This is a genomic window from Burkholderia sp. USMB20 (assembly GCF_000949135.2).
In the GTDB taxonomy this organism is placed as follows: Bacteria; Pseudomonadota; Gammaproteobacteria; order Burkholderiales; family Burkholderiaceae; genus Burkholderia.
Genome location: NZ_JTAN02000005.1, coordinates 67036 through 80019, shown reverse-complemented (window position 1 = coordinate 80019; position 12984 = coordinate 67036). Strand labels below are relative to the sequence as shown.

Sequence of the window (12984 nt, the reverse complement as noted above, 5' to 3'; positions counted from 1 at the left end):
TGCTGATTTATTTCTTCGTAATATGGCTCGACCGTCAGCCGGACGGCGGGCTGCGAGGTTGCGCCGCCGCTGACGGAACAGGTCAACAGAGGCAGACAAATCAATGTGCGGAATCGACGGCTTTCTGAATAGCGTCGCCTTCGATGAGGAGACAGCGCGCGGCACGCTCGCGCGAATGACGGCGAGCCTCGCGCATCGCGGCCCCGACGGGCAGGGCCTCTGGGTCGACCCGGAAGCCGGTATCGCGCTCGGCCACCGGCGGCTTGCGATCGTCGATCTGTCGGTCCACGGCCGGCAGCCGATGGCATCCGCGTGCGGCCGCTACGTCATGGTCTTCAACGGCGAAATCTATAACCATCGCGAGTTGCGCGCGGAGCTCGGGCGTGCGGGTCGCGCACCGGCGTGGCGCGGCCACTCCGACAGCGAGGTGCTGATCGCGGCGATTGCCGCGTGGGGCGTCGAGGCGGCGCTGCGGCGCGCGACCGGCATGTTCGCGTTCGCGCTGTGGAATCGCGCGTCGCGGGTGCTGACGCTCGCGCGCGACCGGATCGGCGAGAAGCCGCTCTACTACGGCCGGATCGGCGACGCACTGGTGTTCGCGTCGGAGCTCAAGGCGCTGCGCGGCTACCCGGGCTTCGACGGCACGATCGATCGCGACGCGCTGTGCCTGTACCTGCGCCAGTCGAGCGTGCCCGCGCCGCACACGATCTATCGCGGCATCAGCAAGCTGCCGCCGGGCACCTTCATCCAGTTCGAGCATGCGCGCGACACGCCGCGCCCGCGCGCGTACTGGACGCTCGAGCAGGCGATCGAAGCCGGCCGCGAGCAGCCGTTCGAGGGCAGCGCCGACGAGGCCGTCGATCAGCTCGACACGATCCTGCGCCAGGCCGTCGCGCGGCAGATGGAAGCCGACGTACCGCTCGGCGCGTTCCTGTCGGGTGGCATCGATTCGTCGGCGATCGTCGCGCTGATGCAGGCGCAGTCGGCGAAGCCGGTCGACACGTTCACGATCGGCTTTCACGAGGCCGGCTACGACGAGGCCGGCTATGCGAAGGCGGTCGCGCGTCACCTCGGCACGCGGCATACCGAGCTCTACGTGACGGCCGACCATGCGCTCGGCGTCGTGCCGAAACTGCCGACGATCTATGACGAGCCGTTCTCCGACGCGTCGCAGATTCCGACCTTCCTCGTGTCGGAGCTGACGCGCCGGCACGTGAAGGTGAGCCTGTCCGGCGACGGCGGCGACGAGCTGTTCGGCGGCTATACGCGCTACTTCCTGACGCCGCGCCTGTGGCGCAAGCTGCATCGCGTGCCGGCGGCGGTGCGCGCGCGGATCGCCGCCGCGCTGCATGCGCTGCGTCCCGATCATGCGGACCAGCTCGCGGCGGTCGCGCAGGGCGCATGGAGCGGCGTGGAAGCGCGCGACTCGGCGACCCGCATCGGCGACCGGCTGCACAAGCTCGGCCACGTGATGACGGCCGAGAGCCGCATCGCGCTGTACCGGCTGCTGATGTCGTCGGTGCATCATCCGGAGCGCATCGCGCTGGCCGGACAGGAACCGCCGACCCCGCTCGATACGGTGTCCGCGTGGCCCGCGAACCTGAGCTTCGCCGAGCAGGCGATGGCGATCGACACGCTCACGTACCTGCCGACCGACATCCTCGCGAAGGTCGACCGCGCGGCGATGGCGGTGAGCCTCGAGACGCGCATGCCGTTCCTCGATCATCACGTCGTCGAATTCGCATGGCGCGTGCCCGCGTCGGTGCGTTTGCCGGAAGGGCAGTCGAAGGCGCTGCTGCGCCGGCTGCTGGACCGGTACGTGCCGTCCGCGCTGATCGACCGGCCGAAGCAGGGCTTCTGCGCGCCCGTCGATCACTGGCTGCGCGGCGCGCTGCGCGACTGGGCCGATGCGTTGCTGCAGCCGTCGCGGCTGCGTGACGAGGGCTTCTTCGACGCGGCGGCGGTCGAGCGGCTGTGGCGCCAGCACCAGTCGGGCCGGATGAACTGGCAGCATCAGCTGTGGACGGTGCTGATGTTTCAGGCATGGCTGGAGGCGCAGCGCGCTGCGTGAAGCGGGGTTTCGCGCACGCTTGGAGGCACAGCGCGCTGCATGAAGCGGGATGACGCGGCGCGGTTCGGATGTGCCAGGCATGGCTGGAGGCACGGCGCGCCGCATGAAGCGGGGCGACGCGGCACGCCGCGTCATCCGATGCACGTCATGCCGGCGTCGCGTCGACGCTCACTGATCGAGACAGCGCACGCACAGCCGCTTCGCCTGGCTCGCCGGCAAGCCGCGGCACATCATCACGACCGGGCGCGCATGGCACGACGGCGCGTCGGCGGAGGCCGCGGGCGACGCGAGCCTGCGCGCGCGTTCGGGCGGCGTGGTCGCGGCCGCGTCCATGCGCCGTTGTCGCGCGGGTGGCGGCGTATCGCTCACCACCGGAATCGGTTCGACGCCGCCTTCGCGCGCATTGCGTTGCGCGCTCGCGACGACGCGGCTCACGTAGCCGCTCGAGAACCCGGTCGTGAAGTTGCCGCTGTAGTAGCACGACAGCGCCGCGCGCAACGCGGCCTGCGCGGGACGGCCGGTGTTCGACGAGCGCGCGAAGCATTCGGTCAGGATCGCGCCGCCCGCCCGCAGGTTGCGGCACGGTTCGAACATCGTCGTGTCGTCGAGGCCGTATTTCGCGAAGTTTCGTTCGTTTACCTGAGCGAGGCCGACACTGTAGCTGAAGCCGCGCGCGGCCAGCTCGCTTGTGGTCGCGCGCGCTTCGTCGAGCGACGCGGGCTGGCGCGTCAGGTGGCCGCCGACCACGCCGATCGCATACGGGTTGAAACCGGATTCGGTGCGCACCAGCGCGGCGAGCGTGTCGGGATCGACGTTCGGCGCGCACGCGCGCGCGAGCTGCGCGAAGCCGGCAGCGCTGCCGGCCGCGTGCGCGCTGCGCGGCTGCAGGCCCGCGCAGGCGAGCGTCAACGCCAGCGCGATTAGCACGGCCGGCGCGACCACTGCGCTCAGGTTCGGCACGACGCTGCGCAACGCGCGCGCGTTCATCCCGCCCCCGCCACGCGATACGACAGCACGAGCCCGTGCACGAGCAGCGACCAGCCGTCGAGCGCGACGAACAGCAGCAGCTTGAACGGCACCGAAATCGTCGTCGGCGAGATCATCTGCATCCCGAGCGCGAGCAGGATGTTCGCGACCAGCAGGTCGACGACGATGAACACGATGTAGATCACGAAGCCGATCTGGAACGCCTTGGTCAGCTCGGCGAGCGTGAAGCTCGGCACCAGCACGAGCAGGTCGTCGTCCTTGATGCCGTCCGCGCGGTTCTTCGGCCAGACCGAGGTTGCCGTGCGCACGAAGAATTCGCGGTCGCGCTGCCGCGTGTGCGACACCAGGAAATCCTTGACCGGCGGCAGCGCGGCATCGGCGAGCGCGCCGATATCGGCGGTCGACAACTGCCCCGACGCGTCGAAGTGGCGTGCCTGCAGCGCGTCGCGGATCGACATCCCGACCGGCGCCATGATGAACAGCGACAGGATCAGCGCGATGCCGTTCAGCACGAGGTTCGGCGGCACCTGCTGGATCCCGAGCGCGGAGCGCAGCAGGCCGAGCACGACCACGAGCTTCGTATAGCTCGTCACCATCAGCGCGGCGAACGGCGCGATGCCGAGCGCGGCGATCACCGCGATCAGCGCGACCGGATTCGGCAGGCTGCCCATCGTTCAGCGCTCGCGCGGCGCGGGCTGCGTCAGCGTGACGACGCGCACGCCGAGCTTCTGGCCGACCGCGATCAGGTGGCCGGTGCCGATCAGCATCCCGTTCGCGACGAGATGGATCACGCTCTGGTTGATGCCTTGCTGCAGCTCGATCACCGCGCCCGGTTGCAGCGCGCCGAGTTCGCCGAGCGGGATCGACGTGGGCGGCAATTCGAAACGCAGGTCGACCGCGAGGCCGTCGAGCGAGCGCGGCGCATCGTCGGGCGGCGCATCGTGCGCGCTCGCGGGCGGGGTGTCGGTGCGGGTCGGTTCCAAAGGCATCTCCCTGATTCGTTCGACGGTCAGCCGGTTGCCCGACGGCCGTCCGGTGATCTCCCACGTCGGCGCGGCCGGCACCCGCGCGACGCACAGCAGGTTCTGCTCGTGCGCGCGCCAGCGTTCGATCGCGATGATGTCGCCGCCGACGACGTCGGCCAGCTCGGCCATCGTCAGCTCGGTCCGGCCGATCTCGAATACCAGAGGCACCGGCAGGCCCGCATACGCGGCGCGGGTGTCGGGCCGCGCGGCCGCCGGCGTCGGTGCTGCGAAGAACACCGCGAGCGCGTCCGGCGCATCGAACAGCAGCGCGCCGTGGCAGCGCCAGGCGCCGTCGGCGCGACGCAGCTCGAAGCGCAGCGCGGCCGGCGCGGTGCGCCACGCGGGCACGCTCGCCGGCGGCGGCAGCAATTCCACGCGCTGCCGCGTCGCGGCCTGCAACACGGCCGAGAGCGGCACGGCGAGGTCGGCGAGCAGCGCCGCGCGGATCACGGCCGGCACGGCCGGGTCGGCCGCGTGGCCGAGCCATGCGCTTTCCGCGACCGGATCGATCCACAGCGTGCCGGCGGCCGGGCCGATGACGAAGCGGTAGGCATGCGCGTCGGCGGCCGGTTCGGCATCGACGCGCCAGCGCACCTCGTACGCGTGTTCGCCGAGCGTGACCGGACCGCGGCCGTCGCGCCGTACGCACTGCGACAGCCCGCGCGCGGCGCGCGACAGCGCGGCAGCCAGGCGACCGTCGAGCGCGACCGCCGGCGCGGCGGGGATGCGGCCGCGCGGCCGGGGTGGCGGCCGGGGTGCGGCGGCGGGCGCGCCCGTTCGCGGCGTCGCGGCGTCGGCATTCGTCAGGGACAGACAGCAGGCACGGCGGATCAGGGCGGATTCGGCGTTGGTTCGACGGTTGTTTGTGGCGCGCGCGCAGGGGCGCGCGGCTGCTGCGTCGATTGTAGGGACGCCGCCGGCCGCGTGCCGCGCCGGAATCCGTAGTCGTGTGCAGCGCGGGGCCGCGCGGGCGGCGGCGAGCTACGAAGCCTTTTGTCGGGAGGCGTGGCGGGGCGGTGGTGGGTCGGCGCGGTGTCGCGGCGGCGTGGCGTGCGATAGCGCAGCCGCTAATCGACGGCACGCGCGCTTGCATGCGACTGCCGCAAACGCGGCCGCCGCCCGATGGCGGCGGTCGTGTCGCGGCGGGGAAGGCGTGCCCGGCCACGAGACGCTCCGGGTCGCGCGTGCAGCGCCGTGGACGAGCCTTGCCGGCGCGCCGCGCTGCGGCGGCGCGCGGGTGAGCCGCTACGCGTTACGCGTAGTCGGCGGCCAGCGCCTGCTGCGGGGCGGCGCGCAGGATCGGCGCCACATCGTGGCGTTCGACGTGCGTCATGGCCGCGCCGAACAGCACCAGCCGATAGCCGACCGCATAGATCGGGATGATCCGCAGGTTCTTGTCGTGATCGAGCTGCAGCTTCGAACGGATGCGCGAGATATGGGTGTCGAGCGTGCGCGACGACACGCCGAGCTCGCGGCCCCAGACCGCTTCCTGGATCGCTTGCCGCGGCACGATCTTGTTCATGTTGTCGAGCAGGAATTCGACGACATCGAATTCACGCGGCGTGACGTCGACGACTTTGTTGTCGATTTCGATCGTGCGGCGCACGAAGTTGATTTTTATGTTGTCGATGTACAGGTATTTGCAATCCATGTTGGCCCTCGCATGTCCGTAAAGGAGTGTTTGCGGGTCATGTACCGCAACTTCCGGGCCAGGGACGCGCTGACAGGGATCGACGAATGGTCGGAGCGGGGTGGGCGGCGCGCCAGCGTTGAATCTAAAAGAATTTTTAACGTGGGGCGTGTGGTGTGCTTCGGAAGGGTCGGAGCAACATTGAAGGATTGTTACGTAGCATCCGGCCGGAACGTTACGGGCGTTACGGGCGGCGTAACGTTGGGGAATGCGCTGACGGCAGGCGACGCGTTCGCGCGACATGGCGCAAAATCGAGCAAAATAAACCCTACACTGAACCCTACATTCAACCCAACCAATAATCATGAAAAATGCATATAAATCATATATATAAGTCGCTATAATCGGCCACATCAAACCCTACATTCAACCCGACATCGAACCCTCCCGGCGAAGCATGACAACCGTTGCCACCTTTGAACCGCTGTTTCCCGAGGACCGTGTCCTCGATCCGCTGCTTGATCAGGCCGGCCAACTCGTCGATTCGTCGCAACGGTTGCTCGCGGTGAGGGATACGCCATTGGCACGCGCGCTCGTTCCGCAGTTGCGCGTAATGAATTCGTACTATACGAACAAGATCGAAGGTCAGCACACGACCCCCGCCAAAATCGAGGCGGCGCTTCATCGGGATTATTCGACCGATATCGTCGAGCGCAAGAAGCAGCGCTTCGCGGTCGCGCATATCGCAACGGAAGCCGCACTCGAGGAAGAATGGGGCGGCCTTCCGCTCGCCGCGCTGTTCGAGCCTGCGCGAATTTCCGTCATCCACGAGCGGTTCTTTTCGTGCCTTCCCGCAGATGAGCGAATCACCGACGATGGTCAAATCGTTGTTCCGGGCGAGCTTCGGCGCTCCGATGTGACGGTCGGGCGCCATCTGGCACCGGAGCCCGAGATGATCGAGCCGCTGCTTCAGGCCTGGGCGACGCGTTACGCCCGTATCCGCGCGAGGGAGTATCAAGTGATCGGGATCGCTTGCTCGCATCATCGCCTGGCGTGGGTACATCCGTTCATGGACGGTAACGGCAGGGTTGCGCGTCTGCATTCGCATCTTGGACTGCGCGCCGCCGATCTCACCCACGGGCTGTGGTCACCGCTTCGCGGATTGGCGCGCGAGCATGAGCAGTATTACGCGAGGCTGAGCGAAGCCGATCAGTCCCGGCGCAATGATCTGGACGGCCGGGGCAATCTGACTCAGGAAGGGCTGGTCAGGTTCGCGCGGTTCTTTCTGGCCTGTTGCGAGGATCAGGTCGGATTCATGGTGCGTATGACGGAATTCGACGGAGTCACCGCACGCATGCTCGATCTATTGCGGTACCTCGAATTCAATCCATGGAGCATCCGTTCGGAAAAGTCCGTCATCAAGGCGGAAGCCGCTGCGCTGGCCATGGAATTCGTCGCACTGCGTCGCGCCGTCACGCGCGCGGAATTCACGCAGATGCTGGGAGTCAGTGACGTGCTGGCACGCCGTATCGTTCGATCGCTGCTCGATTTCGGGCTGCTGACTTCTCCTTCGCACCGCGGTGAGCTTTCCTTCGGGCTGCCGCTCGCGGCACTGCGATTTCTTTTCCCCAGGCTTTGGCCGGAAGTCGAACAGGAGTGACCGGTCCGGCGTGATCGTGTCGCGTGCCGCAGGCGCCAGCGCAATAAAAAACCGGCCGCGCAACGTTCCCGTCACGCGGCCGGCCCGGCGTCTCTTCGTTCTGCCCGTCAAGCCTTCGCCGTATCGCCCGAATCGAACGGCAGCACGTAATGCCGCTTGCCGGTCGCCGCGAAGATCGCGTTGGCGACCGCCGGCCCGACCGGCGCGACACCCGGCTCGCCGACGCCCGTCGGCGCCTCGGCCGACGGCACGATATGCACCTCGACCTTCGGCATCTCCGCCATCCGCAGCACGTGATAGCCGTCGAAGTTGCGCTGCTCGACATGGCCGTCCTTCAGCGTGATCGCGCTGTGCAGCGCCGCGCCGAGCCCGAAGCCGATGCCGCCTTCCATCTGCGCGGCGACGATGTCGGGATTGATCGCGATCCCGCAGTCGACCGCGCACACCACGCGCTCGACCTTCACCTTGCCGTCGGCGTCGACCGATACTTCCGCGACCTGCGCGACGTAGCTCTTGAACGCCTCGGCCACCGCGATCCCGCGCCCGCGGCCCTTCGGCAGCGGTTTCGCCGGATCCCAGCCGGCCTTCTGCGCGGCCAGCTCGAGCACCGCGCGCATCCGCGGCTCCTTCGCGAGCAGGTCGCGGCGGAACAGGTACGGATCCTTGCCCGCCGCGTGCGCGGCTTCGTCGATGAACGCCTCGACCGCGTAGGCCGTGTGCGAGCTGCCGACCACGCGCCACCACAGCACGGGCAGGCCGACCTTGGTGGTGGTCAGTTCGACCGACACGTTCGGCACCGCGTACGGCAGGTTCGCCGCACCCTCGACCGACGTCGCGTCGATTCCGTCCTTGACCATGAACGCCTCGAACGGCGTGCCGGCGAGGATCGACTGGCCGACGATCCGGTGGCGCCAGCCGACCAGCCGGCCGTCCGCGGTCAGCCCCGCGTCGAGCTTGTGGAAGTACATCGGGCGATAGAAGCCGCCCTGGATGTCGTCCTCGCGCGTCCACTGCAGCTTGACCGGCTTGCCGTCCGCGCCGAGCGCCTTCGCGATCGACACGGCCTCGACCACGTAGTCCGACCACGCGTTCGCGCGCCGGCCGAAGCTGCCGCCCGCGTACAGCGTGTGGATCTGCACCTGCTCGGGCTTCAGGCCCGCGACCCTGGCGGCGTTGCCCTGGTCGACCGTCTGGAACTGGTCGCCGGCCCAGATCTCGCAGCTGTTCGCGCTCAGCTTGACGACCGCGTCGAGCGGCTCCATCGGCGCGTGCGCGAGATACGGAAATTCGTAGGTCGCGCTGACCTTGCGCGCGGCACCCGCGATCGCCGCGTCGGCATCGCCATCCTTGCGGGCCGACGCGCCGGGCTGCGCGGCGAGCTGCCGGTACTCGCGCATGAGCTCGTCCGAGCTGCGCTTTTCGGCGTTGGTTTCGTCCCAGTCGACCTTCAGCGCGTCGCGGCCCTGCTTCGCGGCCCAGAAACCGTTCGCGACGACCGCGACGCCACCCGGCACCTGCACGACCGACACCACGCCCGGCACGGCCTTCGCGGCCGTCGCGTCGAACGACTTGACCGTCGCGCCGAAGCGCGGCGGGCGCTGCAGCAGCGCGACGCGCATGCCGGGGAAGGTCGTGTCGAGCGTGAAATGCGCGGTGCCGTTCGACTTGGCCGACCCGTCGACGCGCGCAATGCGATGGCCGATCAGCTTGAAGTCGGCCGGCTGCTTCAGCGTGACCTTGTCGGGCACCGGCAGTTTCGACGCGTCGGCGACGAGCGTGCCGTAGGCGGCCGTCTTGCCGCTCTTCGCATGCGTGACGACGCCGTTGGCGGTGGTCAGTTCGCCGGCCGGCACCTTCCAGCGCGCCGCGGCGGCCGACACGAGCATCGCGCGGGCCTTGCCGCCCGCTTCGCGCAATTGCTGCCACGAGTTCGCCATGGCCGAGCTGCCGCCCGTGCCCTGCATCGTGCCGAACGCGAGGTTCGCATAGCGCTTCGCATCGGCCGGTGCGCTTTCGACGCGCACGCTCGACCAGTCCGCGTCGAGTTCCTCGGCGACGATCGTCGCGATGCCCGTGTACGCGCCCTGGCCCATTTCGACGTGCTTCGCGATGACCGTGACCGTGCCGTCGGGCGTGATGCGCAGGAAGGCGTTCGGCGCGAAGTCGGCGGCGGGCGCCGTCGCGGCGAGCGCGCGGCGGCCGAGGCCGGCCCATTCGAAGCCGATCGTCAGGCTGACGGCGGCCGCGGCACCGGCGGCCTTCAGGAACGTGCGGCGCGACGGTCGCACCGAGCCGGCGTTGTCGAGTTCGATCGTCATGGTCAGGCTCCCAGCGTCGCGGCCGCGTCGTGGATCGCGGCCCGGATCCGGGCGTAGGTCGCACAGCGGCAGATGTTGCCGTTCATCGCGGCGTCGATGTCCGCGTCGGTCGGCTTCGGGTTCTGTTCGAGCAGGGCGGTTGCCGACATGATCTGGCCGGACTGGCAATAGCCGCACTGCGGCACCTGCAGCTTCACCCAGGCGGCCTGCACGGCCTGCGCGGGTTTGCTCTCGAGGCCTTCGATCGTCGTGATGTGCTTGCCCGCGATGCCGGCGAGCGGCAGCACGCACGAGCGCACGGCCTGGCCTTCGAGATGGACGGTGCACGCGCCGCACTGCGCCATGCCGCAGCCGAACTTCGTGCCGGTCAGCCCCGCATGCTCGCGGATTGCCCAGAGGACGGGCATCGACGGATCGGCGTCGAGCGTGACACTCTTGCCGTTCAGGACAAACGTGGTGGGCATTTTTTGTCTCCGTGGGGAAAACCCGGCATGCGCCGGATCAGGTGGGAGTGTGCGCGAACGGCCGATTTTTACGTCTACCCAATCCTGCAAATTTATTGAACAATCCTGCAAATCCCCGGCGCGGCGGCGAGCGATTCGCTATGCTCCCGCGATTCAGGGAAATGAGGCGAGGAATCCGTCATGGACATGACCGATATCGCGGCGTCGCGCGAATCCGGGCGGCGCGAACTGGCGTCGCTGATCGGCCGTTTCGCGCCGACGGACGGCTCCCACTCGACGGCCGTGCCGGCGCTGATGCTGCATCGGCATGCGCATCCGGTCGATCTCGGCTGCGGCGTGTCGCGTGCCGCGCTCGTGATCGCCGCACAGGGCGCGAAGCGCGTGATCGTGGCCGGCCAGGCCTACGAATACGACACGCGCAATTGCCTGATTACGTCGATCGACTTGCCGATCCTCTCGCGCGTCACGCAGGCCTCGCCCGACGCGCCTTACCTGTGCCTGTCGCTCACGCTCGATCTGCAGCGCATCGTCGAACTTGCGGCCGAGATGCGGCTGCCCGAGCCCGATGCGGGCCCGGAAGGCGAGGGCATCGCGCTCGCCGAGTTGACGCCGCCGCTGCTCGATGCCGCGCTGCGGCTGTTGCGGCTGCTCGATACGCCGGCCGACATTCCGGTGATCGCGCCGCTGATCGAAAAGGAACTGCTGTACCGGCTGATGACGAGCGGGCAGGGCACGCGGCTGCGGCACATGGCCGTCGCGAGCAGCCAGACGCACCGGATCGCGCGTGCGATCGAATGGATCCGCGATCACTACGCGGAGCCGATGCGCGTCGACACGCTCGCACAGGCGGTCAACATGAGCGTGTCGTCGCTGCACCATCACTTCAAGCACGTGACCACGCTGAGTCCGCTGCAGTACCAGAAGCAACTGCGGCTGCACGAGGCGCGGCGTTTGCTGTTGCGGCAGGGCGGCGACGTCGGGTCGGTGGCGGCGACCGTCGGCTATGAAAGCGCGTCGCAGTTCAGCCGCGAATACAGCCGGCTGTTCGGCGCGCCGCCGATGCGCGATGTCGTGCATCTGCGCAAGAAGGAATTGCTCGGCACCTGACGGGAGTGCCGGTCGTGTCGACCGCATCGGGCCCGGCTTCGTCGCGCGATGCGCGGCTCGCCGGAACGGGATGACACGCAATCGATGTGCCATGGCCGCCGCACGCATGCGCAACGGGACAGCGGAGCGTGCCGCCACGCCGCGCACGAACTTCTGTTTCAAGCATGCATCCCGGAAACGGGCGAACCGATACGGAAAATGCCGGCAGGATGCGAACCGACGGGCCGAAACGCGCAATAACGCCGCTCCGCCCCGCACATTCTGCATGGATCGCGCATTTCACGACCATGTTTCGCGCGATGAGATTCGCAGCCGAAATCGATTCGAAAATGTTTCTCGCGCGCAGCGCGCGTTCTCATCCCAGCCGTTGGAGCACGATGGTTGCCGGTACTGGATGTCGGTGAATTGAAGGAAAACAGTAAAAATCGATAAAGTGTGTTCAAGGCCGCATGGCGCACCTGCCGTCGTTTTTTCCGATATGCGGCGTGAAAGTCATGTCGGCTCGCGTCGTATTTACCGGTTTTTGCTGCGCGATCGCATCGCCGGCCGATGCTCGATATCGTCGGTATTTTCACGGATGAATCAATTGCGTTTCGCGGCGGCGGGTCCGCACGTCCGGAACGATAGCGATGTCGGCCGCGCGGGTCCCGCAGAACCGGTTGTCGCGCGCTTCGATTCACGATTTTTTCGCGTACGGGAAGGCTGCCGAACGGGCTGCGGCAGGCGGTTTGCCGGGGCCGAAATGTACATCGGCCGGGATATGCGACGGTGCAGTTCTCAAGTATGAAACATCCGTTCGACACCCCCTTGCGCGAGGCCCCGCGGGCCGCGTTCGTCCGCCTTTTCCGGCATTGCTTCGCGCCATTCGATGATCGGCGCGTGCTGCCGACCGTTATCGCGATACATTCCTGAAACAAAAAATTCGATTCCCGGCGATATTGCGGGCGCCGCGAACGATACGCGACGCGCAACCATCGGTGGAATCACGCATGGCATGCCGTTTGCGATATTGGACGCACCGGCGAGCGGTCGACCTGATGCAACAAAGATGGGGGGCGGCCCGTTCGTCAATAAGCAGTCGGGGAAATAGCGATGAAGACCAGAAGCAACAACTTGATGCGCGCATTCCTTGCGCACCCGTGGGGTAGTCGGACAGCTCGGAACAGGACTCGCGATGCAGTGCCAGCTTCGCGGGTTCGTTGCCGGTTTCCCGGTATCCGCGCGTTGCGCGTGCTGGACCGCCTGTCGTTTCTCACGACAACCGGCCGACAGCCGTGCTCCCCTTCATTCAGCTCGTCCGGATGGGCCATGCTGTCCGTGCCGGACAGCTCGACGCCGAATCGTTTCCGCTCGTGCCGAGCCGTATCCGCTGCGCCGGGCCGATGCCTGCGCTGGCTGGACTAGCTCGCATACCCGTCGGCCGGATTGCCCGGAAGATCTTTGATCGGTAGCCCAGGGAGAAGCGATGCCGCCTGACTGTAATGCAGGCCCGTTATCGCCGCGATAACGCGCATGTTTTGATGGCACTGCATTCACGGTAGATAACTGTACTCACGCATTTTCGATCGCTGAAGCGGATGCCATGTGCCGGTATGCCGTGTAAGCAAATTTCGAAAACGACTGATCCCGAATGGCGAATGCCTGTTTCCGGGTGCGTGCGTCGATTCGTTTTTCCGATTGATAAATGATCGATAACTTATATCGATAATAAGTATAAAAATT

10 protein-coding genes are annotated in these 12984 nt (G+C 67.4%); 3 read left to right on the top strand and 7 right to left on the bottom strand.

Annotation, left to right across the window (positions count from 1 at the left end):
- Window positions 1-103: 103 nt before the first annotated feature.
- A complete protein-coding gene (gene asnB, locus PL79_RS08190) occupies window positions 104-2071 on the top strand; it encodes an asparagine synthase (glutamine-hydrolyzing) (protein ID WP_044847617.1) in 1968 nt (655 codons plus the stop codon).
- A 168-nt stretch (window positions 2072-2239) separates the two neighbouring features.
- Here asnB and PL79_RS08185 read toward each other — a convergent pair whose 3' ends face one another.
- The 4 genes from PL79_RS08185 to PL79_RS08170 all read right to left on the bottom strand — a co-directional run bounded on the left by PL79_RS08185 (window position 2240) and on the right by PL79_RS08170 (window position 5734).
- Window positions 2240-3058: a lytic transglycosylase domain-containing protein gene (locus tag PL79_RS08185; protein ID WP_044847618.1), complete on the bottom strand. Its 819-nt coding sequence runs from the start codon at window positions 3056-3058 to the stop codon at window positions 2240-2242.
- A complete protein-coding gene (sctR, locus tag PL79_RS08180) occupies window positions 3055-3729 on the bottom strand; it encodes a type III secretion system export apparatus subunit SctR (protein ID WP_044847619.1) in 675 nt (224 codons plus the stop codon). Before sctR ends, PL79_RS08185 begins: the two co-directional genes overlap by 4 nt.
- 3 nt (window positions 3730-3732) lie before the next feature.
- Window positions 3733-4914: a type III secretion system cytoplasmic ring protein SctQ gene (sctQ, locus tag PL79_RS08175; RefSeq protein WP_442861535.1), complete on the bottom strand. Its 1182-nt coding sequence runs from the start codon at window positions 4912-4914 to the stop codon at window positions 3733-3735.
- A gap of 421 nt (window positions 4915-5335) precedes the next feature.
- A complete protein-coding gene (locus PL79_RS08170; protein WP_044846633.1) occupies window positions 5336-5734 on the bottom strand; it encodes a winged helix-turn-helix domain-containing protein in 399 nt (132 codons plus the stop codon).
- Between the two features lie 436 nt (window positions 5735-6170).
- On the opposite strand from PL79_RS08170, the gene PL79_RS08165 reads away from it, so the two are divergent.
- Entirely contained in the window at window positions 6171-7373 is a 1203-nt protein-coding gene (locus PL79_RS08165) for a Fic family protein (RefSeq protein WP_044846634.1), read from the top strand.
- Between the two features lie 107 nt (window positions 7374-7480).
- Here the strand turns inward: PL79_RS08165 and PL79_RS08160 are convergent, their stop codons facing one another.
- Together PL79_RS08160 and PL79_RS08155 are read right to left on the bottom strand one after the other, a co-directional pair.
- Window positions 7481-9691 (bottom strand): xanthine dehydrogenase family protein molybdopterin-binding subunit, encoded by a 2211-nt coding sequence (locus PL79_RS08160; RefSeq protein WP_044846635.1) that lies wholly within the window; start codon window positions 9689-9691, stop codon window positions 7481-7483.
- Window positions 9692-9693: 2 nt separating this feature from the next.
- A complete protein-coding gene (locus PL79_RS08155) occupies window positions 9694-10155 on the bottom strand; it encodes a (2Fe-2S)-binding protein (RefSeq protein ID WP_044846636.1) in 462 nt (153 codons plus the stop codon).
- A gap of 180 nt (window positions 10156-10335) precedes the next feature.
- On the opposite strand from PL79_RS08155, the gene PL79_RS08150 reads away from it, so the two are divergent.
- Window positions 10336-11262, top strand: coding sequence for an AraC family transcriptional regulator (locus tag PL79_RS08150; RefSeq protein WP_044846637.1), 927 nt, complete (start codon window positions 10336-10338; stop codon window positions 11260-11262).
- Window positions 11263-11420: 158 nt separating this feature from the next.
- Here the strand turns inward: PL79_RS08150 and PL79_RS36345 are convergent, their stop codons facing one another.
- Window positions 11421-11837, bottom strand: coding sequence for a hypothetical protein (locus PL79_RS36345; protein ID WP_135801006.1), 417 nt, complete (start codon window positions 11835-11837; stop codon window positions 11421-11423).
- Between the last annotated feature and the right edge of the window lie 1147 nt (window positions 11838-12984).

Excerpts from the sequence above, each read along its gene's own strand:
- asnB (WP_044847617.1), top strand. The coding sequence starts at position 104 with ATGTGCGGAATCGACGGCTTTCTGAATAGCGTCGCCTTCGATGAGGAG.
- PL79_RS08185 (WP_044847618.1), bottom strand. The coding sequence starts at position 3,058 with ATGAACGCGCGCGCGTTGCGCAGCGTCGTGCCGAACCTGAGCGCAGTG.
- sctR (WP_044847619.1), bottom strand. The coding sequence starts at position 3,729 with ATGGGCAGCCTGCCGAATCCGGTCGCGCTGATCGCGGTGATCGCCGCG.
- PL79_RS08170 (WP_044846633.1), bottom strand. The coding sequence starts at position 5,734 with ATGGATTGCAAATACCTGTACATCGACAACATAAAAATCAACTTCGTG.
- PL79_RS08165 (WP_044846634.1), top strand. The coding sequence starts at position 6,171 with ATGACAACCGTTGCCACCTTTGAACCGCTGTTTCCCGAGGACCGTGTC.
- PL79_RS08160 (WP_044846635.1), bottom strand. The coding sequence starts at position 9,691 with ATGACGATCGAACTCGACAACGCCGGCTCGGTGCGACCGTCGCGCCGC.
- PL79_RS08155 (WP_044846636.1), bottom strand. The coding sequence starts at position 10,155 with ATGCCCACCACGTTTGTCCTGAACGGCAAGAGTGTCACGCTCGACGCC.
- PL79_RS08150 (WP_044846637.1), top strand. The coding sequence starts at position 10,336 with ATGGACATGACCGATATCGCGGCGTCGCGCGAATCCGGGCGGCGCGAA.